Annotated in this window: 13 protein-coding genes; 2 read left to right on the forward strand and 11 right to left on the reverse strand. The window is 72.3% G+C overall.

The features are described 5' to 3' along the window. The 5 genes from VGD70_RS22840 to VGD70_RS22860 form a co-directional block, all read right to left on the reverse strand. Positions 1-756, reverse strand: a complete 756-nt coding sequence (locus tag VGD70_RS22840; protein ID WP_331084566.1) for a YqcI/YcgG family protein — start codon at positions 754-756, stop codon at positions 1-3. Then, on the reverse strand, positions 756-2,090 hold the full coding sequence (locus VGD70_RS22845) for a hypothetical protein (protein ID WP_331084568.1): 1,335 nt from the start codon (positions 2,088-2,090) through the stop codon (positions 756-758). The genes VGD70_RS22840 and VGD70_RS22845 overlap by 1 nt, the downstream gene beginning before the upstream one ends. Before the next feature lie 168 nt (positions 2,091-2,258). After that, entirely contained in the window at positions 2,259-5,318 is a 3,060-nt protein-coding gene (locus VGD70_RS22850; protein WP_331084570.1) for an amino acid adenylation domain-containing protein, read from the reverse strand. Then, the gene (locus VGD70_RS22855; protein ID WP_331084572.1) at positions 5,315-7,120 is read right to left on the reverse strand and encodes an ABC transporter ATP-binding protein; all 1,806 of its coding nucleotides are present in this window, start codon (positions 7,118-7,120) and stop codon (positions 5,315-5,317) included. Before VGD70_RS22855 ends, VGD70_RS22850 begins: the two co-directional genes overlap by 4 nt. Positions 7,121-7,264: 144 nt before the next feature. Further along, positions 7,265-9,025, reverse strand: a complete 1,761-nt coding sequence (locus VGD70_RS22860; RefSeq protein ID WP_331084574.1) for an ABC transporter ATP-binding protein — start codon at positions 9,023-9,025, stop codon at positions 7,265-7,267. Between the two features lie 202 nt (positions 9,026-9,227). Here VGD70_RS22860 and VGD70_RS22865 point away from each other — a divergent pair, with 202 nt between their 5' ends. Continuing rightward, on the forward strand, positions 9,228-11,138 hold the full coding sequence (locus VGD70_RS22865) for a condensation domain-containing protein (protein ID WP_331084576.1): 1,911 nt from the start codon (positions 9,228-9,230) through the stop codon (positions 11,136-11,138). 3 nt (positions 11,139-11,141) lie between these two features. On the opposite strand, the gene VGD70_RS22870 is transcribed toward VGD70_RS22865, so the two are convergent. Genes VGD70_RS22870 through VGD70_RS22890 form a run of 5 tightly spaced genes read right to left on the reverse strand, consistent with a single transcriptional unit; the run spans position 11,142 to position 22,691 of the window. Beyond that, positions 11,142-13,907, reverse strand: coding sequence for an amino acid adenylation domain-containing protein (locus VGD70_RS22870; RefSeq protein ID WP_331084578.1), 2,766 nt, complete (start codon positions 13,905-13,907; stop codon positions 11,142-11,144). Positions 13,908-13,958: 51 nt separating this feature from the next. Then, a complete protein-coding gene (locus tag VGD70_RS22875; protein WP_331084579.1) occupies positions 13,959-18,404 on the reverse strand; it encodes an amino acid adenylation domain-containing protein in 4,446 nt (1,481 codons plus the stop codon). Positions 18,405-18,433: 29 nt separating this feature from the next. Then, positions 18,434-18,625 carry an MbtH family protein gene (locus VGD70_RS22880; protein WP_331084581.1) on the reverse strand — a complete coding sequence of 64 codons (192 nt, stop codon included), beginning with the start codon at positions 18,623-18,625 and terminating at the stop codon, positions 18,434-18,436. Further along, positions 18,625-21,951, reverse strand: a complete 3,327-nt coding sequence (locus tag VGD70_RS22885; RefSeq protein ID WP_331084584.1) for an amino acid adenylation domain-containing protein — start codon at positions 21,949-21,951, stop codon at positions 18,625-18,627. Before VGD70_RS22885 ends, VGD70_RS22880 begins: the two co-directional genes overlap by 1 nt. After that, positions 21,948-22,691 (reverse strand): thioesterase II family protein, encoded by a 744-nt coding sequence (locus VGD70_RS22890; protein WP_331084586.1) that lies wholly within the window; start codon positions 22,689-22,691, stop codon positions 21,948-21,950. Before VGD70_RS22890 ends, VGD70_RS22885 begins: the two co-directional genes overlap by 4 nt. A gap of 229 nt (positions 22,692-22,920) precedes the next feature. On the opposite strand from VGD70_RS22890, the gene VGD70_RS22895 reads away from it, so the two are divergent. Next, positions 22,921-23,877 (forward strand): fatty acid desaturase family protein, encoded by a 957-nt coding sequence (locus tag VGD70_RS22895; protein WP_331084588.1) that lies wholly within the window; start codon positions 22,921-22,923, stop codon positions 23,875-23,877. 47 nt (positions 23,878-23,924) lie between these two features. On the opposite strand, the gene VGD70_RS22900 is transcribed toward VGD70_RS22895, so the two are convergent. After that, the gene (locus VGD70_RS22900) at positions 23,925-24,902 is read right to left on the reverse strand and encodes a ParB/RepB/Spo0J family partition protein (RefSeq protein ID WP_331084590.1); all 978 of its coding nucleotides are present in this window, start codon (positions 24,900-24,902) and stop codon (positions 23,925-23,927) included. Positions 24,903-24,957: the final 55 nt, after the last annotated feature.

Genomic DNA, 24,957 nt, shown 5'->3' on the forward strand with positions numbered 1-24,957 from the left:
TCAGTCCCCTTCCGGCCGGGCGGCTGTGTCGCCCCTGACATGCAGCGGGCAGGTCTCTCGCAGGCGCGAGTCGTCGTCCGCGATGAAGTACTGGCGCCACTCGTAGTTCGACGGGTCCCCGTAGTCGCCGAGGTCGGCGTGCGGCCCGACGGTGTCCCACTCGGCGAGCCGGCGGCGAATCGTGCGGCGGGCCCGCACACCCCCGGGGGTGCCACCGGTGACGTCGGCGAAGACCGTCCGTGGCTGGAACAGCAGGACGAGGCCGGCGCCGAGGTTGCGGCTCTGCCGCCGCTGGTAGGTGGGTGCGGCCGAGAACGCGAACATCGGGACCCCCGCGAAGGAGAACTCCCAGCTCGCGTGCTCGGGGTGGCTCGGGATGTCGGCCGGCCACGGCCGGTCGTCCCGGTCGTGCAGCTCCTGGAGCACCCGCCAGAACTCCTGCTCGTACCATGCGTGGTCGCGCGGCTCGTCCTCCGGCCGGCGGAACGCGGCCAGCACCAGGCGCCGGCCCGGATCACGTTGGGAGCGCTCGAGGAACTCCCCGAGCGCCCAGGCCAGCTCCGGCCCGGGGCCGTCGAAGAACGTGGCGAACAGCTCGCCCTTGGCCAACGCGACCCGGCCGAAGTGGCAGGGGTACTCGCGCTGGCCCACGCTGCGGGCGAAGTCCTCGGTGCACCGCTCCCACCAGGGTTGCGGGGGGCTGGTCTGCTGGCAGATCACGGGAACCCCGGCGACCTGGAGGGTGGGCGCGGACATCACTCCGGCCCGACCGTGCCGAACCGGCGATCGAGCTCCTCGGTGATGATCGGCTGGTGGTAGACGCACTGGCCGGAGAACACGACCGAGCCGTGCAGGCTGTGCTTGGGGATGAAGGCCATGTCGCCGGGGAGGTACTTGTGCTGCACCCCGAAGCAGTTCCAGAACTCCATCTCCCCGCTCTCGATGATCAGCAGCCGGTCCTCGTCGTGGACGTGGGTCGTGGAGCACTCCTCCCACGACTCGATGAACGTGTCGAGGTCGACGTCGATGTGGTGGGTCTCGATCGCGGCCTGCAGGCGCTCGGCCTTCTCCTGGTAGTACGGCATCGTGGTGATCCAGCGGAACTGCCGCAGCCGCTCGTCGTCGTGGACGTCGAGCAGGACCCGGTACTCCTCGAGCCCGCGGGACAGCTCGCGCAGCCCGTACGCGCCGCCGACCCGCTCGACCTCCCCGATGAGCTCGGTGACCGCGGCGGCGAGATCGCCGGACGGCAGCGGGTCGTGGCCGCCGCACAGGTCCACAGTGGTCAGCGCCTGCGCCTCCGCGAACCGCGCCACGAGCGCGCCGGCGAACGCGAAGAGCTGTCCCGGCCGGAAGGTCGTGTTGACATAGTTCATCAGCGCGAGAGTGGACGGCAGGTAGTACTGGCAGTAGCTGTGCGGCTCGGCCTTGATCCCACCGAACTCGGCGATCCTGCGGACCGGCCGGTACTGGCCGGGCGCGGGGGTACCGAGCACCGTCGCGATCGCCGCCGAGCCGGCCAGCGGCAGGAGCCGCTTCGCCGGGCGCAGCTCGGCGTTGAGCGCCTGCGCGACCGACTGGATGGCGACCATGCCGTTGAGCTGCGCGGGATCCGGGGACGTGGCGAGCACGCGCTCCAGTTCGGCCGCCCGCGCGTCACGGTGGTCGACGAGCTCGTGAATCTGGTCGACGACGTCCGCGCGGCTCGCGCGCACGTGCTCCCGGGCGCCGTCGCGGACGAAGTCGAACACGTGCCGCTCGAGCTGGGGCCGGACCTGGTCGCCGAGCGCGATGTTGTCCGGGTGGTAGAACAGCTCGAAGCTCGCCCGGTTCTCCGCCGTGTGCGTCCGGGGCAGCAGCAGCTCGTGCGCGTCGTGGATGTTGAGCAGGATTCGATGTGCCATCAGCCCGCTGAGCCGGGTGGCGTCCGTCCGCTCCAGCCGCGCGCCGAAGTCGACCATGCCTAGGTCGTCGGGACGCACCGGGCGGCGATAGGGATCGTCGTCGAGAACGAGCTCCTCGAAACGAGCTGACCGGAAGAGCGGGTTCGCCAGATACCGCTCCAGCACGTCGCCCTCAATTGGTTTCAATGCAACCTCACAGAGTGTTCCGCGGCGTGTCGTTCCAGCCGAACAATACTGCGGCACAACACTTCTGCCCATGTTGCGCGACCTAGCCAATTGGTCAACCAGGCGGACACGCAAAAACGGAACCGTCCATTCGGGTCATTCCGAATGGACGGTCGGTTCTGCGGACGACTATCGGGCCGGGTCGGTCTCCAGTGCCCGGCAGAAGTCCTCGACGGACTGGTTGACATACAGGGTGCGCATGCTGACGTCGCGGCTCAGCAGCGTCGACAGGCGGGTCGCCAGGCTCATCATGCGGATCGAGTTCCCGCCCAGCGCGAAGAAGTTGTCCCGCACGGTGAGCCTGTCGACCTCGAGGATCTCCGCCCACACGTCCGCGACCTTGCGTTCCAGCTCGGAGCCCGCCGGCTCCGAGCCGTCCGGGCCGTCCGGGGCGAACGCCGGTACGACGAGCGAGCGGCGCTCGACCTTGCCGCTGGCCGTCATCGGGAGCTCCGCGACGGACACGAACAGCGAGGGAACCATGAACTCCGGCAGCCGGCCGCGGGCGAACCTGCGCAAGAAGGTCCGGTCCGGCCGCCGGCCGGACTCGGGCACGACGAAGCACACCAGCCGGACGTCGCCGGGCCCGAAGGACCGGCCGACCACGGCACACGTCGCCACCCCCGGGCACTGCGCGACGACGTCCTCGACCTCGGCGGGCTCGACCCGCATGCCACGCACCTTGACCTGGTCGTCGAGCCGGCCCAGGTACTCGAGCACGCCGTCGGGCCGCCAGCGGCACCGATCCCCCGTCCGGTACAACCGCCCGGGACCGTACGGGTTCGGGACGAACCGGTCCGCGGTCATGCCCGGCCGCCCGGCGTAGCCCCTGGCCAGGCCCGCACCGCCGACGAACAGCTCGCCGTCCACACCGACCGGCACCGGCCTCAGCGCCGCGTCGAGCACGTACCCGCCGGCGTTCGCGATCGGCCGTCCGATCGGCACACTCGCCGAGTCGTCTGCCGCCAGGCATTCCCAGGCGGTGACGTCGGCGGCGAGTTCGGAGGAGCCGTAGAGGTTCAGCAGCAGGGTGTCCGGCAGCACGGCGCGGATCCGGCGGGCCAGCTCGGCGTCGAGTGCCTCCCCGCTGCTGACCACGATCCGCAGTCGGACCAGCCGGCGCGCCACGTCCGGCCGGCCGGTCAGCAGCCACAGCATGGACGGCACCAGTGTGCACCTGCTGACGTCACCCCGGGCCAGCGCGGACACGAACCGGTCCGGGTCGCGGACCTCCTCATCGGCGAGCACCAGCGTGGGCACGCCCTGGAGCAGCCCGCCCAACGTCTCCCAGACGGAGTCGCCGAAGCACAGCGACGCCTTCTGGCACACCAGGTCGCCGTCGGTGAACGGATACTCCTGCCACATCCAGCGCAGCCGATTCAGCGTGGCCGAGTGCGTGCCCATGACGGCCTTCGGGACACCGCTCGAGCCCGACGTGTAGATGAGGTAGGCCACCCGCGACAGCGGCACCTCCGGCAGGCGCGGCGCGCGGCCGTGCCGGCTCCCCTCCCCCACCAGCACCACCTCGACCCCCTCGCCTGGCAGGTGGTCGAGCTGCTCCCGCTCGGTCAGCAGGATGCGTGCGCCGCTGTCGGACATCATGTAGCGCAGGCGATCCATCGGGTAGCCCGGGTCCAGCGCGAGGTACGTCGCGTGGCAGCGGAGGACCGCCAGGACCGCGACGAAGAACTCCGGCGAGCGGGGCAGGCCGATCGCGACGGGCTCCTCGAACGACACCCCGCGCCGGGTCAGCTCCGCGGCGAGGGCGGCGCTGCGCTCCTCGAGCCAGCGGTAGGTCCACTGGCCACCGGCGGTCACGATCGCGACGCGGTCCGGGAAACGGGCGGCCTGGGCCAGGAACAGCTCGTCGAGGCTCGGCCCCGGGAGCGGCCGCGCGGTGGCGTTCCACTCGTGCAGCATCCGCTGCTCGTCCTCATCGGACAGTACGGCCAGCTCGCCCGGGTGCTTGCCGGGATGCGCCAGCCAGTCCGCCAGGAGCACCTGCCACTGGCGGGCGATCCGCTCGACGGTAGCGGCGTCGAACAGCTCCTCGTTGTACTCCAGGAACCCCGACAGCGTGCCCCCACCGTCCACGACGGACACCGCGAGGTCGAGCTGGCCACTGAGGCCGGGAAGGTCCACCGGCTCGCTGCGCACGCCGTCGAGCCGGAGCGCGAAGGCCGCCGAGTCACGCACGGACAGCATGACCTGGGCGAGCGGCTGGCCCGACAGGCGTTGCGGTGACACGACCTCCACGATCCGCTCGAACGGCATGCCGCCGGTCACACAGCCTCTCCGGTGCGCCTCGGCGACGCGGGCCAGCAGCCGGTCGAGGTCGGGCTCGTCGCCGAGGTGGACGCGGATCGGCACCAGGTCGGCGAAGCACCCGAGCACGCCAGGCGTTGCCGGGCGGCTCACCGGCACGCCGACGATCACGTCGGCCATCGCGGTGTAGCGATGCAGCAGGGTGGCGAACGAGGCGAGCAGTGACACGACGACCCCGCCCGTGCCGCCACGGGCCCGGACCGCGCGGGTCGTGTCCTCGTCGAGGGCGAACGGCACGGCGCGGCCGCGGAACGCCGACGCGCGGTCCCGGGGCCGGTCGGTGGGCAGATCGAGCACGTGTGGCACGTCGCCGAGCTGCTCTCGCCAGTACGCCGCGTCGTCGTCGGCCCGGGGCGGTGCGTGGGTCACGGGGGGCCGTTCGGGACGGCGGCCCGCGTAGCTCGCGCTCAGCTCGGCCGCGAGCAGCCCGAGGCAGGCGTCGTCGACGGCGATGCGGTGCAGCGTGACCGCGAGCAGACTCTCGGTCTCCGACAGGCGGCACAGCGTCACGCGGACGGGGACCTCGCGCTCGAGGTCGAACGGGCCTCGATTGCGCTCGACGACCGTGCGCCACGCCGCGTCCAGCCGGTCGGCCGCCGGCACGTCGGCGAGGTCGACCATGTCGAGAACAGACGCCTCGGCGAGGATCTCGGGGACCGGACCGGCACCATCGGACCGGTAGACCGTGCGCAGCACCGGGTGCCGGGCGAGCACGTCGGCGCAGGCGTCCCGCAGGCGGTCGACGTCGAGCGGGCCGGTGAGGAGGTTGGCCACGCAGCGGTGGGTCGCCCCGGGGGCGCCGCCGATCTGCTCCTGGAGCCAGATCCTGCGCTGCGCCGGGGAGAGCACGGTTCGCTCGGTCATCGCGTACCGTCCGATCGGGAGCCGTTGTGGGCGTCGACGGCCAGCAGCTCACGCATCTCCGCGCAGGAGTCGAGCAGCTCGGGCAGCGTTCCGGTGCCGGCGACCGCACCGTCCTTGAGCACCACGATGGTGTCCGCTCGGGCCAGCGCCATGCGCCGGTGCGAGACGACGAGACAGGTCGCCTCCAGTCCGAGGATGCGGTCCCACAGCTGGGACTCCGTCTCCACGTCCAATGCGCTCGACAGGTCGTCGAAGACCATCAGGTGGGCGTGGCGGACGAGCATCCGGGCCGCGGCGGTCCGGAGGACCTGGCCGCCGGAGAGCCGGCGACCACGCACGCCGATCTCGGTGTCGAGTCCGTCGGGCATCGCGGCGAGGTCGTGGTCGAGCACGGCGGTCCGCACGGCCGCGCCGATCTTCTCGCCGGCACCGAGGCCGAGCAGGATGTTCTCCCGCACCGTGCCGGACAGCAGCGTCGGGCTCTGGGGCGTGTAGGCGACGCTCGGGGGCACCATGAACGTGTCGGGCGCGGTGATCTCGTTGCCGTTCCAGCAGATGACGCCGGACTCCGCCGGCACCAGGCCGAGCACCGCACGCAGCAGCGTCGTCTTGCCGGCGCCGACCCGGCCGGTCACGACGGTCAGGCTCCCGCGCCGCAGCCGCAGGTCGACGTCGTGGATCCCGCGGCCGGAGTCGGGGTGGCGCACGGTGAGGCCGCGGACGTGCAGCTCCTCCAACCGGTCACCGTCGACATCGCCGGGGGGCCACTCGTCCTTCGCCGGCGCGCCGCTCAGGTGCAGCGGGTGGTGCGCCACCAGGTCGTCGCGCGGCGCGCCCTGCATCAGGCCAGCCGCGCGCCGGAACGCCACGTTGGCCTGGCGGCGGGTGCGGGCGAGGTAGCCGACGAACCCGGTGTATCCGCTGACCTGCATGAGATAGGTCGAGAACAGGACGAAGTCGCCGACGGTGAACGCGCCGGTCCGCATGGACGACGCGGCGGCCAGCAGGGTGAGCCCGGTGCCGAGGCTCGCCATGTTCTCGAACACCGCGTCCAGCCAGGCGCTGTTCAGCTCGTCGCGCAGGACCGCCCGCTTGCGGGCCTCGCCCTGCTTGCGCAGCCGCGCGACGACCGAGGCCTCCTTGCCGGCCGCCTGGATGGCCCGGACCCCGGACACGAGGTCGCCGATGGTTCCCGTGACGTCCGCCGTGGCGGTGCGGCTGTGCTCCCGGAACCGCTCGACCCGGCTGCGCACGAGGTGGGCGAGCAGGACCACGCCGACGAGCGGCGCGACCACGAACAAGGTGATGCGGGCGTTGGTGGCGAGCAGGATCGCGATCCCGGCGCCCGCGAACACGACCGCCGAGATCATGTCGTAGGCCCAGTCGCCGGTCTTGGCGATGGCGTCCGCGTCGTCGCGCAGGGTGGAGATGTTGCGGTCGACCCCGCCCGGCACGGACCGCGCGCCCGGCAGGTCGAAGATGCGGGCCAGGATGTTGCGCTGCACGAGGCCGCGGGCCGCGAAGTGCCATCGGGTCCCGGCGAGCGTCGCGGCGAACACGACCCCCATCCGGGCGAGTCCGGCCGCAGCCACGAGGGCCACGATCGCGCCGAGGGTGAGGCCGGCCTGGTGACCGGCCAGCAGGTCGAAGAACATCTTGCCGAACAGGCCCGGCAGCAACGGCCAGACGTGGAACAGCAGCCAGCCCAGCCCGCCGAGGGCGAACCACTGCGGGTGGAACGCGGCGAGCCGGGACACCGGCCACCGCGGCAGGATCCGGCGTGGATCGGACAAGATGCTCATGACCGTCCCTCGCAGGCTCGGTACGGCCGCTCGCGGTCGCCCTGTGACATCGACTCGCTCGCACGCTCGCTCATAACCGTCCCTCACAGGCTCGGCACAGCCGCTCGCGGTCGCCCCGTGACATCGACTCGCTCGCACGCTCGCTCATAACCGCGCGTCCCCCACCCGGTGCAGCATGGCGAACCGGGAGTCGCCGTCGGAGAGCAGGCTCGCCGCCGTGTCGTGCTCGACGACCCGGCCGTCCTCGATCATCAGCACGTCGTCCGCCCGCCACATGGTCTCCAGCCGGTGCGCGATGATGATCGCCGTCCGGTTGCCGAGCAGGCCGTCCATCGCTCGGTCCATCAGCTGCTCGGTGGCGCCGTCGAGCCGGCTGGACGCCTCGTCCAGGATCACCAGGCCGGGGTCCTTGAGGAACACGCGCGCGAACGCCACCAGCTGTGCCTCGCCCGCGGACAGCGAGCCCGCCGAGATCGTCGTGTCCAGGCCGTCGGGCAGGCCGTCGAGCCACTCCGCGCGGCCGAGCACCGCCAGCACCTCGGTCAGCCGCCGGTCGGGCACGGTCTCGTCGAAGAACGTCAGGTTGTCCCGCACACTCGCGTCGAAGATGTGCACGTCCTGGGTGACCAGCCCGATGTTCTCGCGCAGCGAGGCCAGCCGGGCGTCCCGGAGGTCGACCTCGCCCACCCGGACCGTGCCGGCCTGCGGGTCGTAGAGCCGGAACAGCAGGTGCGCGATCGTGCTCTTACCGGCACCGGTGCGGCCGACCAGCGCCAGCACCCGGCCGGCGGGCAGCTCGAAGCTCACGTCGCGCAGCGCGGTCGCCCGCGCGTCCGGGTCCGCGCCGGCCGGGCGGGACCCGGGGTAGCGGAAGTTCACGTGGTCGAACCGGACCGACAGCGGCCGGCCCTCCGGGATCTCGGTCGTGCCGGAGGCCAGCTCGGACCGGACGGCGAGCAGCTCCCGCACGCGGATCACCGCGGCCGTCGCCTGCTGCAGGTAGGCCAGCTGCTCCTTGATCGCCTCCATCGGCGCCATCAGCATCATGGCGTAGGCGACGATCAGGTAGACGCCGCTGATGTCCAGCCGGTTCGCGTAGAACAGCCCGCTGCCGAACAGGTAGGCGAGCACGGTGATGCCGGTGACCAACGCGATGGAGACCAGCCACACCAGGTTCACCCAGGCCGTGGCCCGCAGCTTCACCGGCAGCCAGGCCCGCAGCCGCTGCAGGAACCGTGCCATCGCGTACCGCTCCGCGCCCAAGGACCGCAGATCCTCCCGCGCGTGCAGGGTCTCGCTCAGGTAGCCGTAGAAGAGCGCACCCTCCTGCCGGTCGTCCTTCCACTGTGGAACGCCAAGGCTGCCGACGTAGAGCAGGGCGCCGACGCCGGCCAGCGCGAGGACGCCGAAGATGAGCCCGACCCACGGGTCGATCGTCGTCAGCATCACCAGGATTCCGGCCAGCAGCAGGATGTTGCCGAGCAGGAGCGCGACGAACCGGGAGAAGAAGTCGTTGATCTCGTTGACATCCCCGTCGATGCGCTCGATGAGCTCGCCCGACGAGCGTGACTCGTGGAAGCTCAGGTCCATGCCGAGGACGTGGGCCAACAGGTCACCGCGCAGCTGGTTGGTGGCTGTCCAGCCCACCCGCTCGCTCCAGTAGGTGGCCAGCGCCTTCATCGCCTGCTGCGCAGAGGTGACGACGAGGAAGAAGACCGCGACCCCCACGAGCGAGGACACCGTGGCGCCGGACTGGACCATCCGGATGAAGGTGCTGGCGACCACGGGCCCGGCGAGCGCAAGAGCGATGCCGCACAACAGGAACACGCCCGTGAGCGCGGCGGCCCCGCGTTGCGGGCCCAGGTATTTCCTGAGCAGGCTGGCATGTCCCGCTTTCGACGGCACGGCACTCCCTCGTTGTCAAGTGACGTTGGCCGGTCCCCGGCTCGCTTCTCCCTGCCGCACAACGGGTTCAGGTTCACGAGCCGATGTCCGCGAAGGGTATGGCGCTCGTGGACCGCGCGCAACCACGCCGGTTTCCGCAACGGCCGTTCATGGGCATCATTCGACCCGGAGACAGTATTTCGACGACACCGTGGGAGAAGTCGTGATCGACGAGCAGACCGGCCCGCCCGACTTCACCGCGGCGCTGCCGGCGTCGTTCGGGCAGCAACGGCTGTGGTTCCTCAGCAACGCCGACCCGCACGCCCACCTCGCGTACCACATGCTCGGCGGTGTGCGGGTGCACGGCCGCCTCGACCTGGACCGGCTCGAGGAGGCCATCGGCGCGGTCGTCCAACGACACGAGGTACTCCGCACGACGTTCCGCCACCACGCCGGCGAGCTCTGGCAGGTCGCCCATCCCCGGCTTTCCTTCTCCCTCACCAGGGCGGACCACCGTGACGCCGCCGCGGCGACCGTCGACGAGGCGATCGCGGCGGAGGCCGGGCGGCCGTTCGACCTGGCGGCCGGACCGCTGATCCGCGCCACCGCCATCACCTCAGGCCCCGAGCTGCACACGCTGATCCTGGCGCTGCACCACGCCATCTGCGACGGATGGTCGCTGGCGATCCTGCTCGGTGAGATCACCGCGCACTACCGCGCCTTGTCCGCCGGCCAGCTGAGCGACCTGCCGCCGCTGCCGATCCAGTACGCGGACTATGCCGTCTGGCAACGGAACCGGCTCACGTCGGGCGCGCTCGACGGACAGATCTCCTACTGGCGCACGCAACTCGCGGACCTGCCGGCCCTGCCGCTGCCGGCCGGGAACCACGCGGCATCGTCGTTCGCCGGGGGCCGGCTGCACCGCCGCCTCGGCCCCGCCCTCACCGCCGACCTCACCGCGCTCGTCCGCGCCGAGGGCACCACGCCGCACGCCGGGCTCATCGCCGCGGTGACGACGCTGCTGCGTGGCCTCACCGGTGTGGCGGACGTGCCCGTCGGGACCGCGGTGGCGGGCCGGCACCACGTCGACGTCGAGCGGCTCGTCGGGTTCTTCGTCAACACGCTCGTGATCCGCACCGACCACACGGGCGACCCCACGTTCCGCCAGCTCCTCGGCCGGGTCGGCGACACGTGTCTCGACGCGTACGCGAACCAGGACGTGCCCTTCGAGCGGCTCGTGGCCGAGCTCCGCCCCCGGCGGTCGCCGTCGGGCAACCCGTTCTTCCACGTGATGGTGACCCTGCAGAACCAGCCCGCGGCAGTCCTCGACCTGCCGGGACTCCGGTTCGAGGCACTGCCGCCCATGGCGCGGTTCTCCCCATTCCCGCTGGACTTCGTGTTCCGCGAGACCGGTGTGGACGGCCTGAGCTGCGACCTCGACTACCACACCGCGACGTTCGCGCCCGAGCTCGTCGAGCGCATGTGGGAGGTGTTCGCGACCCTGCTGGCGGCCGCGGTCGCGAACCCGGACCAGCCGCTGACCGAGCTCCTGCCCGACCTCCTCCTCGCCGACCAGATCGCGGCCGCCGAGCCCGCCCCCTCGCCGGTCCGGCTCCCGGCCGCGGCCGCTCTCCGCGAGCATCCCCTCGTCGACGACGCGGTCGTCGTGCTGCGCGAGGACGTGCTCACGGCCTACGTCACCGGAACCGCCCGTCCCGACGAGCTGCTGGCCCATCTGGCGGAGCGCCTGCCCGGTGCTGACCTGCCAGTGGTGGTGGAGCTCGACGTCCTGCCGCGCACCGCGACCGGCGACGTCGACCTCGACGCGCTGCCGGCGCCGTACGCCGAGCCCCGCACGGAGCTGGAGTCCACGATCGCCGGCCAGTGGCGGGAGCTTCTGCGGACGGCGGAGCCGATCGGGATCCACGACGACTTCTTCGACCTCGGCGGCCATTCGCTGCTCGCGGTCCGGGCGATGGCCGAGCTCGGCGACACGCTGGGGGTCGAGCTCCCGGTCAACCTCATCCTGGAGAGCCCCACGATCGCGCGCCTGTCCGTCCACTTGGGAACCGTCGAGTACCGGCCGGCCGCGGAGATCAAGCGGCTGCCCCGGGTGCTCGGCGGCACGCGCTGAGGCTCAGCGCTCGCCGCGCTCGGCCAGCAGCTTGCGGAGCAGCTCGTCCAGCTGGGACCCGCTGAGCCGGTCCATGCCCGGCGTAGGCGCGGATTTCGGTCGTGGCGCGGCGAAGCTCGCCCGGTCCACCTTGCCGGTCGAGGTGCGCGGCATCGTGTCCAGCACCACGATCCTGTCCGGCACCATGAACCGGGGCAGGTGCTCGGCCACCCACTCCCGCACGAGATCCGGGAGCCGCGCGGGCTCGGCGCCGGCGGTACCGACGACATGGGCCACGAGCCGGCGGGTGCCCGGCGCGGCCTCCTCGGTGGTGACCACGACCTCGGCGACCTGGGGATGGCGCCGGATGACGCTCTCGATCTCCGGCAGCTCCACCCGGAACCCGCGGATCTTCACCTGATGGTCCACCCGGCCGAGGAACTCGATCATCCCGTCCCGCAGGTACCTGACCCGGTCGCCGGTCCGGTAGAGCAGCGCCCCCGGCTCACCACCGAACGGGTCGGGGACGAACCGCTGCGCGGTGAGGCCGGGCCGGCCGACATACCCGCGGGCGACCCCGTCCCCACCGATGTACAACTCGGCCGGCACCCCGGGCGCCACCGGGGCCAGGTACTCGTCCAGTAGGTAGACCCTGGTGTTGGGGATCGGCCGGCCGATCGGCACCGACGCCGCCAGCCCGTGCGCCGGGCGGCAGTCGCACACCGCGGCCCACACCGTCGTCTCCGTCGGGCCGTAGCAGTTGGTCAGGATCGCGTCCGGCGTCCGCCGGTAATGCATGCTCACGAGGTCCGGCGGCAGCGCCTCGCCACCCACGTCGACGTACTCCAGCGACCGGAGGTCCGCCGGCTCGGTCTCCTCGAGGATCAGCCGGTACTGCGAGTGGATCGTGTTGATGTGGGTGATCGTGTGCTCGCGCACGAGGCGGGCCATCAGCCGCGGGTCGTGGAGCTCCTCCTCGGTGGGCATGAGGCAGGTGCCACCCTTGGTGAGCATCCAATGCAGGCCACCGGCCGCGGCGTCGAACGTGAGCGGGAAGGTCAGCAGGTCCGTGCCGGGGTCGGCGTAGGTCCAGCGGGCCGCCGTCGAGGCGACGAGGTTGCGGTGGCTGACGGCGACGCCCTTGGGCTGGCCCGTCGAGCCGGAGGTGTAGATCACGTAGGCGAGGTTGCCGGGGGTGGTGACCACCGGCAGGTCGGCGGCGCCGGTCTCACCGCCGGGTACCGGGACGAGGCAGGTGCCCGGGGGAAGCGGCCCGGTGGTGCCAACCACGACCGTGACGCCGGCGTCGACCGCGATGGCGCCCAACCGCTGCGGGGGGTACGCGGGGTCCAGCGGCACGTAGGCGCCGCCGGCCTTGAGCACCCCGAGCAACGCGACGACCGGGTCGACCGACCGGGTGGAGACGATCCCGACCAGGGACTCTGGACCCACGCCGAGGCCCCGCAGCTCGGCGGCGAGCTGGTTGGCCCGGTCGTTGAGCTGCGCGTAGGTCAGCGCCCGGTCGCCGCACCGCACGGCCACCACGTCGGGGGTGGCCGTGACCTGCCGCTCGACCAGCTCGTGGAAGCACCGGTCGGCCGGATAGTCCACAGTGGTCCGGTTCCACCCGTTGACCACGAGGTCACGCTCCGCCTCGCCCATCAGCGCGAGCCGGGTGACCGCCGGGTCCGGATCGGCCGTACCGGCGGCGAGCACCCGCGGCACCCGGTCCAGCAGCTGCCGCAGGGTGTCCACATCGAACAGGTCGGCGCTGCCGGTCAACCGCAACCCCAGCCCCGGGCTCCGCCAGGTCGCGGTCAGCTCCAGGTCCACCGCGGCGCACCCGGTCTCGAGGTCGACCGGTTCGACCTCCGCGCCGAGACGGAGAAGGGCGTCGGGCCGCTCGTCGACGGACTCGTAGAACACCTGGAAGAGCTCGCCCTCCGGCACCACCGCGTCGACCATCCGCTCCACCGGCACCCGGCCGTGCGCCAGCGCGGAGGCGACCCGCTCCCCCACCGACCGAACCCACGCACCGAACGACACGCCCGCGTCGAGAACGACCCGCACGGGAACGACGTTCGCCGTGCTGGGCACCGGCACCCCGACCGCGAAGTCGCGCACGCCGGAGCACCGGGCCAGCACCACGGTCCACGCAGCCAGCACCACGACCGGCGCCTCGACCCCCAACCGGGCGGCCAGCCCCGCCACCTCACCGGCAAGGCCGCACTCGACCGCGCAGCTGACGCCGGCACCGGACCGCACCGCCGGCCGGGGCCGGTCGGACGGGAAGTCCAGCGGCCCCAACCCGGCCAGCCGCTCCCGCCAGAACGCGAGCCCGTCCTCGGCACCGGCAGGATCCACGTCCACACCGCCACCGCCGCCCCCGTCCCACCTCTCGCCGGGGCCCCGGTGGACGGCGGCCAGCTCCTCGACGAACGAGCCGAGCGTGCGCCGGTCCGCGACCGACTGGTGCAGCGTCACCACGACGAGGTGCTCGGCCGCCCCGCCCCGCACCACGAGCACGCGGACCAGCGGCCGGGCGCCGAGGTCGTACCCACCCGCGAACTCCCTCGCGACGACCTCGCCCAGCAGGCCGCCGCCCAGCTCCACCACCGACATCGACACGGCGGGCTGCCCGGCGCGGGTCAGGCCGCGCCGGGCAGCCGCGACGTCCGCGGCTCGCCGAACCAGGTCGAGGTCGAGCCCGCCGCGGACCCGCCACGCGCCGTACACGGGCGGGCGCCGGCGCGTGGCGACGATGGTGGGGTGAACGGGGCTCGCTGTCATGTCTCGCACTCGCCCTTCCTGGTGGCACGGCAGGGAACCCGGCGGGGACCGTCAGACGGCGCTGACGGCGACCTCGCCCGGCGCGGGCAGGAAGCCGATGTCGACCATGTACCGAAGCGACGCGTGCGCCATCTCCTCTGTCCACTTGGGACAGCGGATCCCGGTGCCTTCGAGCGCCTCGAGCACGTTGCGGCACTCGACGACCGGGTCGATGCTCTGCTGCGTCTCCGCGTGCATCGCCACGGTGGCCGGGCGGTTCGCGCGGATCATGGGCGTGAGCGGGTAGAGCGCGTTGTCCTCGGGGACGTCCAGCGTGCGCTGCTCACCGAGCTTCTCGTCCACCAGCGTCGGGCTGTAGCCGAAGGACCGCAGCCACGAGTAGAGCGTGGGGAACGACACAGGCTCCAGGTTCCCGATGTTGAAGAACTTCCCGAACGACTGCTCGCGCAGTGAGATGTGCACGAGGGCGGCGCAGAAGTAGTCCACCGGGACCGCGTTGACCATCTCGGAGTACGCCGGGAGGAAGCCGAGCTGCAGGTAGCCCTTGAGCCCGACGAACATGTAGTCGGTCTGGTGGGCGACCCCGGTCTCGGTGTGCCCGACGACGATCCACGGCCGGAAGACGCACGCCGGCAGGCCGCGCTCGCGCGCCATGATCACCATGTGCTCGGACACCCATTTGCTGCGCGGGTAGCCCTGCGGGATCACGTTCGGCGGCCCGGCGTGTTCGGCCTCCAGCCACGGCCGGTCGGCCCGCGACGCGATGAACATGTCCATTGTGGACACGTGGTGGAAGGCCTTGACCTTCCGGTGGCACGCGAGCTTCAGCAGCTCGCCGGTGCCGCCCACGTTGGCCGCCTTCATCACCTCGTAGGGCATGGTGAAGTTGACCATCGCGCCGGAGTGGTAGATGGCGTCGACCTTCTCGCCGAGGTCGTCGAACTGCTCGGGGGACAGTCCGACGAGCGGCTTGGCGAGGTCGCCCGCCAGGACCCGGATGCGGTCGCGGTAGGACTCGTCCCAGGCCTCGAAGCTGCGCATGATGCCCTCGAGCCGCGCGTACGCGGCGACGTCGTCCTCGCCGCGCACGAGGCAGTGCACGGTGGCCGAGGTCTTGCGCACCAGCTCGGCCACGAGGAAGCAGCCGATGTAGCCGGTGGCACCGGTCACGAAGACGTGCTCGGGGTTGAGGTAGTCGGCGGTCGGCAGCCCGTCGACCCGCACCGCGTCGTCGAGCTTCGCCTCGTTGCGCAGCTCGGCCAGCTCCATCGCGTACAGGGCCTCGTTGTCGAGCTGGCCGGCCTTGCGCCGCTGATGCGTGTCGATCGCGCCGGCGATCCCCGCCACGGTCGGCACCCGGAAGATCTCCTCCACCGGCAGGGTGACGTCGAACTGGCGGGCCAGCCGGGCCACGAGCCGCGCCACCAGCAGCGAGTCCCCGCCGAGGTCGAAGAAGCCGGTGTGGATGTCGACGGTCTCCACCCCGAGCACCTTCGACCACTGCTCGGCCACGGCGGCCTCGGTCGACGTGGTCGGCCCGGTCCGGTCGGCGACGTCCGGCAGCACGTCCGGACGCGGCAGCGAGGCGCGGTCGATCTTGCCCTGCACCGTCAGGGGCATGCGGTCGAGCGTCACCAACGCCGACGGCACCATGTAGTCGGGCAGGTATGCGAGCAGGTGCGCGCTCAGATCCTGCGGCGTCACCAGGTGCCCGGCCGAGGCGACCACGTGGGCGAGCAGCCGGTGGTTGCCCGGGGTCGGCTCCTGGGTGGTGACGACGGCCTCGGCGACGTGCGGGTGGCGCAGGATCACGTTCTCGATCTCGGCCAGCTCGACCCGGAACCCGCGGATCTTGACCTGGTGGTCGACCCGGCCGAGAAACTCGATCATCCCGTCCGGCAGGTACCGCGCCCGGTCCCCCGTGCGGTAGAGGCGGGCGCCCGGCCGCCCGCCGAACGGGTCGGGGACGAACCGCTGCGCGGTGAGGCCGGGCTGGTTCACGTACCCGCGCGCGACCGCGTCTCCGCCGATGTACAGCTCGGCCGCGACCCCCGGCGGCACTGGGGCGAGGTACTCGTCCAGCAGGTACATCTGGGCGTTCGGGATCGGTCGGCCGATCGGCACCGACCCGGCGAGCCCGTGCTCCGGCCGGCAGTCGCACACCGCGGCCCACACGGTGGCCTCGGTCGGCCCGTACTCGTTCTGCAGCAGGGTGTCCGGGTTGCGCTCGAAGTGCGCGCCGACAAGCGTCGGCGGCAGCGCCTCGCCGGCGAGCACGCAGGTGCGCAGCGACTCGGTGCCCGTCGTGTCCGCCTCCAGCAGCACGGCGTACTGCGAGGGCACGCCGTCGAAGTGGGTCACCTCGGCAGACCTGATGAGCGCGGCCAGCGCGCGTGGGTCCTGCACCTCGGTCTCGGTCGGCAGGATCACGGTGCCGCCGCGGGTGAGCGTGCAGTACAGCCCACCGCCGGAGGCGTCGAACGTCAGCGGCGCCATGACCAGGTAGCGGTCCGGCTGGTTGAAGCCGGGGTGGGTCCAGCGGGCCGCGGTCGAGGCGACGATGTGCCGGTGGTTGACCGCCACGCCCTTGGGCTGCCCGGTGGAGCCGGAGGTGTATATGACGTAGGCGAGGTTGTTCGGGTTGGTCACCACGGCCGGGTTGTCCGCGCCGGTCTCCCCGGTGGGGGTGGGGATGAACCGGGAGCCGGGCGCGGCGGCGGTGGCCAGGTCCACGTCGGCGGCGGGACCCACGACCGCGACGGCGCGGGCGTTGGCCACGATGTAGCCCAGCCGCTGCACGGGGTAGGACGGGTCCAGCGGCACGTAGGCGCCGCCGGCCTTGAGGACGCCCAGCAGACCCACGACGGAGTCCACCGACCGGTCGGTGAGCACGCCGACCCGGGACTCGGGAACGACCCCGAGCGAGCGGAGCTCGGTCGCGAGCTGGTTGGCGCGGTCGTTGAGCTGGGTGTAGGTCAGCTCCTGGTCACCACACCGCACGGCGATGGCGTCGGGGCTGGCGGCGACCTGCCGCTCGACCAGCTCGTGCAGGCACCGGTCGGCCGGATAGTCCACAGTGGTCTGGTTCCAGCCGGTGACCACCCGGTCCCGCTCGGCCGGGTCCATCAGGCCCAGCCGCGACACACCAATGCCGGCGTCGCGCACCCCGGCGGTGAGCAAGCGCACCACCCGGTCCAGCAGCTGGCGAAGGGTGTCCACATCGAACAGGTCGGCGTTGCCGTCCAGGCGCAGCCGCAGCCCTGAGTCACGCCAGGTCGCGGTCAGCTCCAGGTCCACCGCGGCGAACCCGGTCTCCGTCGCGATCGGCTCGACGACCGTGTCCGGCGTCCGGACGCCGGCCTGCCCGCCGGTCACGCTCTCGAACGACACCTGGTACAGCGGCGAGCGCGACAGGTCCCGGCCCGGGTCCACGGCCTCGACGATGCGCTCGAACGGCACCCGGCCGTGTGCCCGCGCCGCCGCCACCCACTCGCCGACCAGCGTCACCCACTCGCCGAAGCACTTGGTCCCGTCGAAGCCACACCGCAGCGGTACGACGTTGGCCAGCGGGCCCACCACCTGCTCGGCACCCTCGCGCCAACCCGGGACCGGCAGCCCGACCGCGAAGTCCCGCACCCCGGAGGACCGCGCCAGCACGGCGGCCCACCCGGCCAGCACGACCACCGACGGGTCCACGCCCAGCCGGTCCGCCAGATCGGTCAGCCCACCGACGACGTCGTCGCAGTCGAGGGCACAACCCGTCCCGCCGAAGGACTTCACTGCGGGCCGCACCCGATCCGACGGCAGGTCCAGGGACCCCACGCCGGCCAACCAGTCCCGCCAGAACGCCACGTGCGCGTCGGCCTCGGCGCTCCCCAGCCACTCCCGCTGCCGCGTCACGACGTCGGAGAACTCCACCGTGGCGGCCGCGGCGCCCGGGAGGCCCTTGCCGCTCACCAGGTCCCGGTAGGCCGCGCCCAGCTCGTCGACGAACAGGCCCAGCGACACCCGGTCGGCCACCAGCCGATGCATGGTCACCACGACGACGTGCTCCCCTGCCCCGTCCCGCACCACGAGGGCCCGGACCAGCGGCCCGGCACCCACGTCGAACCCGGTGCCGAACTCCCGCACGACGACGTCGTCGAGGTCCCCGTCGCCCAACTCCACCACCGACACCGACAGGCCGGAGATCGGCGCTGAGCCGCGGAACGGCTGCCCGTTGACCTCGACGAAGGTGGAGCGCAGCGACTCGTGCCGCTGCATGAGCTGACCGAGCGCCTGCTGGAGCGCGGCCAGGTTGACCCCGCCGGCGAAGCGGAGGCCGGCCGAGACGTGCCAGGGCACCGAGTCGTCGAGCTTGCGCAGGAACCAGAGCCGGCGCTGCTCGAGGGTCAGGTTGGACACGGCGAGCCCGGAGCCGTCCTGCAGCAGGCTCGCGAGCAGGTCACGCTTCTCGCCGGATGACATGGTCGTGAGGTCGCGCCGCTGGTCGTTCATGAGAACACCTCCGGGGTTGGGGCGGGCGGTCAGGACCGGACGGACTTCGGCCGCATGTCGATCCACACCTCGTCGATGTGGCGCAGGCACTCCTGCTTGGTGCCGCGCACACCGTCGGGACGCCACCCCGCGGGCAGCTCCATGTCCTCGAGCCAGATCGAGTACTGCTCCTCGTCGTTGACGACCACCAGGAAGATGGCCTCGTCGCTGTCAATGCTCATCAGTGCCTCCGTGCTTCGTTGTCATCTCGGGAAGTTCTCTCGCCGGCACCGCGCAGCAGCGCCTCGACCTCGGCGTCGGGCAGGTCCGCGAGCAGGGCCCGCAACGCCGCGTCCTCGCGTGCGGCCTCGGTGTTGCCCTGCCCGGCCACCACGGCGGCGGCGACCGCGGCCACGGTCGGCCGGTGGAACAGGTCCCGGAGCTGCATCGTGACTCCGGTCTCCTCGCGCAGCCGGGTCGCGAACTTGGCGGCGAGCAGCGAGTGCCCGCCGAGGTCGAAGAAGCCGGCGTGCACACCGACCCGGTCCACACCGAGCACCTCGGCGAAGATCGCCGCGATCTGCCGCTCGACCTCGGTCCGCGGCGGCGTCTCGTCCACCGCCTGGACGGTCATCGTGGCCGAGTCACGCCGCAGCGCCGCGCGGTCGAGCTTGCCGCTGGGAGTGAGCGGCAGCTCGTCGACCACGGCGTACATGGACGGCGCGAGCTGTGCCGGCAGGTCCCGCTTGGCCAGGTCGCGCAGCTCCTCGACGAGCCCCGCCTCCGCGTCCGGGCCGCGGCCGAACGTGGGCCGGGCCACCACGAACGCGACGAGCCGCACGTCCACCGCGCTCACTCGGCGGGCGACGACCACGGCGTGCGCGACCTCGGCGTGCCGGGCGAGCACGGTCTCGATCTCGCCCGGCTCGATCCGGAACCCGCGGACCTTGATCTGCTGGTCAGCGCGACCGAGGTACTCCAGCGTCCCGTCGGACCGGTACCGGCACAGGTCGGAGGTCCGGTACATGCGCGCGCCCGGCGTGGTGGCGAACGGGTCGGGCAGGAACCGGGAGGCCGTCAGCGCGGACTGGCCGACATAGCCGTAGCCGAGCGCCGCCCCGCCCAGGTAGAGCTCGCCGACGGCGCCGATCGGCACCGGCCGCAGGGCGCCGTCGAGCACGTGCCGGACGGTGTTGGCGACCGGCTCCCCGAGTCCGATCCGGTCCGCGTCGCGGACCCGGCCGACGCTGGCGTACAGGGTCGCCTCGGTGGGGCCGTACAGGTTCCACAAAAGCCCGCCGCCCGACAGGAGGCGGGCGGCGAGGTCGCCGTCCAGCGCCTCGCCCGTGCAGAGCATGCGCAGCCGCGGGGAGGGCTGCCAGCCCGCCATGAGCAGCAGCCGCCAGGTCGCGGGGGTCGCCTGCATGATGGTGACGCCGCCGCGGGCCATCCGGCTTGCGAGCTGCGGGCCGTCCGCGACGCTGCGCTCCGGCACGACGACGACCGTGCCGCCCGTGAGCAGCGGCATGAACAGCTCCAGCGCGGCGATGTCGAACGACACGCTGGCCACAGCGGCGAGGGTGTCGGCCGGGCCCGCGGCCAGCTCGGCCGCGACGGCCAGGATGACGTTTACCAGCGACCGGTGGCCGATCCGCACGCCCTTCGGCAGGCCCGTCGAGCCGGAGGTGTAGATGAGGTACGCGGCCCGGTCCCCCGCGCCGTCCTCGGCCGGGTCGATCGCCGACGGCGGGTCGCCGAGCCGGTCCAGGAGGACGCGATCCGGGCCGCCGGCGGGCAGGCACGGCGCGGCCGCCGAGGTCGACAGCACCAGCCGCACCCGCGCGTCCCGCAGCATGTAGCCGATCCGCTCGGTCGGGTACCCGGGGTCGATCGGCACGTAGGCCGCACCGGCGGTCAGCACGGCCAGCAGCGCCACCACGAGCGAGGCCGACCGCTCGACGCACACGCCGACCGCGTCGCCGGGGCACACGCCGTGGCCGCGCAGGTGACGCGCGAGCGCGTCCACCCGGTCCACGAGGTCCGCGTAGGTGAGCGTCGCGTCGTCCGCCTCGACCGCGACGGCCTCGGGAGTGCGGGTGGCCTGCGCCCGGACCAGCTCGTGCAGCGGGCGCCACGGCACCTCGCGGACCGGCCCGCGCGCCCAGTCGCGGCCGACCAGCAGGTGGTCCTCGGCACCGAGCAGGTCGAGGTCGGCGGTGTCCCGGTCGGGCGCGTCGACCACCCCGCGCAGGAGCCGCAGGAACTGCTGGAGCATCCGCTCGGCGGTCGGGCGGCCGAACAGGTCGGGGCTGTAGTGCAACGCCAGGTCGAGCTCCGCCCCCACCGGCGTAGCCTCCAGAGTGAGGTCGAACTTGGCCGTGCCGGGGTCGATATCCAACGGTGTGAACGTGAGGCGATCCAGCGCGATCGGCCGCACCGGGGTGTTCTGCAGCAGGAACATCGCCTGGAACAGCGGGGTCCGGCTCAGGTCCCGGACCGGCCGCAGCTCTTCCACGACCTTCTCGAACGGAAGGTCCTGGTGGGCGTAGGCGTCCAGGCAGGTGCGCCGGACCCGGCCCAGCAGCTCGGCGAACGTGCCCGACTCCGGGAGCCGCGTGCGCATCACGAGCGTGTTGACGAACAGCCCCAGCACACCGTCGAGCTCGCGCCTGGTGCGATTGGCGACCGCCGTGCCGACGGCCAGGTCGCGCTGGCCGCCGTGCCGGGCGAGCAGGACCTGGAACGCCGCGAGCATCCCCATGAACAGCGTCGCCTCGTGCTGGCCGGCGAGGCCTGTCAACGCCTCGACGAGCGGAGCCGGCACGCGTGCCCGGCAGGTGTCCCCGCGGGCGGCCCGGACCGGCGGCCGCGGGTGGTCGGTGGGGATCTCCAGTGGCTCGAGGTCCGCGAGCTGCTCTTTCCAGAACCCGGTCAGCCTGGCCAGACGTGGCCCGCTCAGCGCCTCCCGCTGCCACGCGGCGAAGTCCGCGTACTGGACGACGGTCTCGCCCGGCGGCTCGTCGCCGCGGCCGACGCGGTCGTAGGCGGTGGCGAGGTCCTGCAGGAACACGCCGATCGACCAGCCGTCGCAGACGATGTGGTGCAGCACGACGAGGAGTACGTGCCGGTCCTCGGCGAACCGGAGCAGCAGCACCCGCAGGAGCGGCGGCTGGTCGAGGACGAAGCGCCGGCCGGCCTCGCGGGCGAGCGTCGTCGTGACCGTCGCCCGCTCCTGCTCCGGGGTCAGGCCGGGGTGGTCGACGACCGGGATCGCGACAACCGCGTGCGGCAGCACGATCTGCCGCGGCTCGCCGGCGATGAGCGCGACACCCGTGCGCAGGCTCTCGTGCCGGGCGAGAACGGAGTCGAGGGCCTGCTGCAGGACCAGCCGGTCGAGCGGGCCGGCGATCCCGACCGCGGTGTGGACGTTGTAGGCGACATCGCTGTCCGGCTCGAGCTGGGACAGGAACCACAGCCGCTCCTGGCCGAACGACGGCGCGAAGACGTAGCAGTCGGCGTGGTCGCGCCCCGGCGCGCCCGCCTGTCGAGTCCCGTTGCCCATCGTCATGCGCGGATGCCTCCTCTGGTCACCAGATCCCGTTCGATCAGTTCGACGAGCAGCGCGGCCTGGTCGTGGAGGTAGAAGTGGTCGCCGGGCAGCACGTCGACCTCGCATCCCCTGGTGGACTGGCGGTGCCAGCCGCCGACGTCGGCCAGGGTGCAGCTGGGGTCCTCGGCGCCGAGGAAGACCCGGATGGGCCACGGCAGCGACGGCGCGGACCGGTAGGCGTAGGTGTCCGCGACCGCGAGGTCGGCCCGCAGTGCCGGGAGCAGCACGTCCATCAGCTCGTCGTGCTGGGCCACGTCGATGTCCAGGCCGCCGTTGTCGACCAGCCAGCGGATGAGCTCCGGGCGGGGCAGGTTGTAGACCGGCGGCGGGATCGGCAGGTCCGGGGCGGGGTAGGCGCTCACGAACAGCGCCCTCGGCCCGTCGAGCCCGTCGTCGCGGATCCGGCGCGCCAGCTCGAACGCCACGAGCGCGCCCATGCTGTGGCCGAACAAGGCGTAGTCGCGCCCGAGGCCCGCCAGCTCGGTGGTGAGGCGGTCGACCATCTCGGCCAGGCTCACCAACGGTGGCTCCGCGATCCGGTTTGCCCGGCCCGGTAGCTGCACGGCAACGATGTCGAGCACGCTCGTCTGCCGCTGCCAGGTGTCGAAGATCGACGCCGAGCCACCCGCGTAAGGCAGGCAGACCAGCGCGCACGTCCCGGTCGGCGGCCGGAACTCGTACAACCATCGAGCGGCCACTCCCCGTCACCTCAAACCATTCGGGCACCATTCACCGAAATGCACATGGAATTGCATCCGGCCTGTACTCGGAAGGTGCTCATTGATACGGCCGAACGATTTCTAGCAGAGGCGCCGCAGCCTGAGCAAGGGTCGCATTTGCGCATTTCCGAGCGAGCCGTCGACTCCTGTGCGCACAGTACCCGAATTGGTACCGTGCCCGCATTTCCGTGCCACGCGAGGGGTAATGATGACGTCACTCGCCACTGCCGACAAACCACCGGCGGAAATAACCCGGGCGCTCCGCGAGGTGTCCACAGTAGACAACTGGCGCAACGCTCTCTTCCTTTCGGCGGACTGGCTGGTCATCGCGGTCGCAGTGGTCGCGCACGTCCGCTGGGGTGGCGCGCTGGTCTATGTGGCGGCCACGATCCTCATCGGCACCCGAATGCGTGCGCTGGCCAATCTGGTGCACGAGGCCGCGCATCGAAAGCTGTTCGCGCGGCGCGTGCTCAATTCCGTTGTCGGCCGATTGTTCTGCGCGTGGCCGATATTCATCGACCTAACCCGTTACGAGTCCGATCACCGGCGCCACCACCAGAGCCTGTGGCGCGGTGCCGACGACCCCGACGTCGCCCTCTACCGGCTGACCGGCACCGAGCGGCGGTCCGCCGGCCGGATCAGCTTCACCCGGTTCCTCGGCGAGCACGTCCTGCTGGTCGTCGTCCCCGTGATGCCGCTGCGGCGGCTTTGGTCCGGGATCACCACCCGCCGGCTGCTGGCCGCGGCCATGGTCGCCGGCGCCGTCGCAGTGTGCTGGAGCGCGATTCCGCCGCTGGCGGCCGGTGTCGCGGCGTACTGGCTCCTCCCCTGGCTGACGACCTACCAGATGTGCGCCTACTGGGCGGAGCTCGGCGAGCACGGCGGCCTACGCGACGCCGGCCGGCTCTGGGGCAGCCGCAACTGGCGCGGCAACGTGCTGACCCGCTGGGCCATCGGGTCGCACTCCGATGACCTCTACCACCTGCTGCACCACTGGTTCCCCACCGTCCCGCACCACCGGCTACGCAAGCTCGACCGGCTGTGCCGGCAGCGCTGGCCGCGGTACGCGGCCGAGGTGCGGTGCACGGGCTTCTTCGTGGGGGGCGCGCGGGGTGTCTCGGTGCTGCGGGACATCTGGTCCGGCGGTGCGGAGCCGAGGAGCTAGCCCGCCGCCCACCTGGCCAACTGGGGGACTTCCGCGGTTGCGCACCCTCAGGTGCGGCTCACCGTCCGCTGCTCCATGAGCTCGGCGAACTGCCGCCAGGACTGCGCGCAGTTGCGCGCTACCGTCGCGACCGCGTCCGCGCAGTGCGCCGGCGTCGAGTCGATGAGCTCGCTCCACGTCGCCGAGGAGATCGAGTGCGCGTCGAGCAGGCGCAGCATGGTGCGCCCGGCCTCCGAGAAGCGCAGCGACGGGTCCTTCTTCAGCTGCTGGAGCATCCGGGCGGCGACCCGCGGGTCCGTCGGAGTGTCCACATCGGAGCGTCCGGGGTCCTCGACCTTCGCCCAGTCGCACGCCTCATCGGCGTGGCGCTGCCGCGCCGGAACGGCGTCCAGGCCGCGGTCCAGCCGCGAGCGCACGTCCCGGACGGTGCCGAGCGAGATGCCCGACTCGCGGGCGATCTGGCGCAGGCTTGCCGTGGGGCGCTCGGTCATGAGCCGGCCGGCCAGCAGCCGGCCGTGCGCGACGTTGAGCGGCCGGACCTTTCCGTCCCGCCCGATCCTGCCGGTCACCTGGTCGGCGCCGTGGTCCGCGCGGCTGCGGATCGCCGCGACCGTCTTCGACGACAGGCCCGTGAGCTGGGCGATCATCCGGTCCGACCAGTGCGGGTGCGTGCCGATCACCCGGCACGCGGCCGCGGTGCGGTCCTTGTGCGACAAGGGCAGGCCGTGCTCGGCGTTGAGCTCGACGGCCAGCACGAAAGCGTCCCGCTCGGTGCCGTCGAAGTAGTGGACGTCGATGGTCTCCCGACCACGGAGGACGGCCGCGCGAAGCCGGTGCATCCCGTCGACCACGCGCATCGTGGCCCGGTGGACGATGATCGGCGGGCCGCCACCGTCGAGTTCGGCGAGCGTGCGCACGTGCTCGGCGTCCTCACCGGCGAGCCGCGGCGAGTCGGCGGACAGCAACGACGCGACGGGAACCGCGACCGCGACCCGCCGCTCGAGCGACTCCGCTGCCGAGGTCACCTGACCTCGCCCCCGTTGGCCGCCATCATCACCACGTCCTCCGGTCACCGGGCTG

The sequence above is a fragment of the Actinophytocola sp. genome (assembly GCF_036402745.1).
GTDB lineage: Bacteria > Actinomycetota > Actinomycetes > Mycobacteriales > Pseudonocardiaceae > Actinophytocola.

Bases quoted from the DNA above. Each gene is read 5' to 3' on its own strand.
- VGD70_RS22885 (WP_331084584.1), bottom strand. From the start codon at position 21,951: ATGACGATGGGCAACGGGACTCGACAGGCGGGCGCGCCGGGGCGCGAC.
- VGD70_RS22840 (WP_331084566.1), bottom strand. From the start codon at position 756: ATGTCCGCGCCCACCCTCCAGGTCGCCGGGGTTCCCGTGATCTGCCAG.
- VGD70_RS22875 (WP_331084579.1), bottom strand. From the start codon at position 18,404: ATGAACGACCAGCGGCGCGACCTCACGACCATGTCATCCGGCGAGAAG.
- VGD70_RS22870 (WP_331084578.1), bottom strand. From the start codon at position 13,907: ATGACAGCGAGCCCCGTTCACCCCACCATCGTCGCCACGCGCCGGCGC.
- VGD70_RS22895 (WP_331084588.1), top strand. From the start codon at position 22,921: ATGACGTCACTCGCCACTGCCGACAAACCACCGGCGGAAATAACCCGG.
- VGD70_RS22855 (WP_331084572.1), bottom strand. From the start codon at position 7,120: ATGAGCATCTTGTCCGATCCACGCCGGATCCTGCCGCGGTGGCCGGTG.
- VGD70_RS22880 (WP_331084581.1), bottom strand. From the start codon at position 18,625: ATGAGCATTGACAGCGACGAGGCCATCTTCCTGGTGGTCGTCAACGAC.
- VGD70_RS22850 (WP_331084570.1), bottom strand. From the start codon at position 5,318: ATGACCGAGCGAACCGTGCTCTCCCCGGCGCAGCGCAGGATCTGGCTC.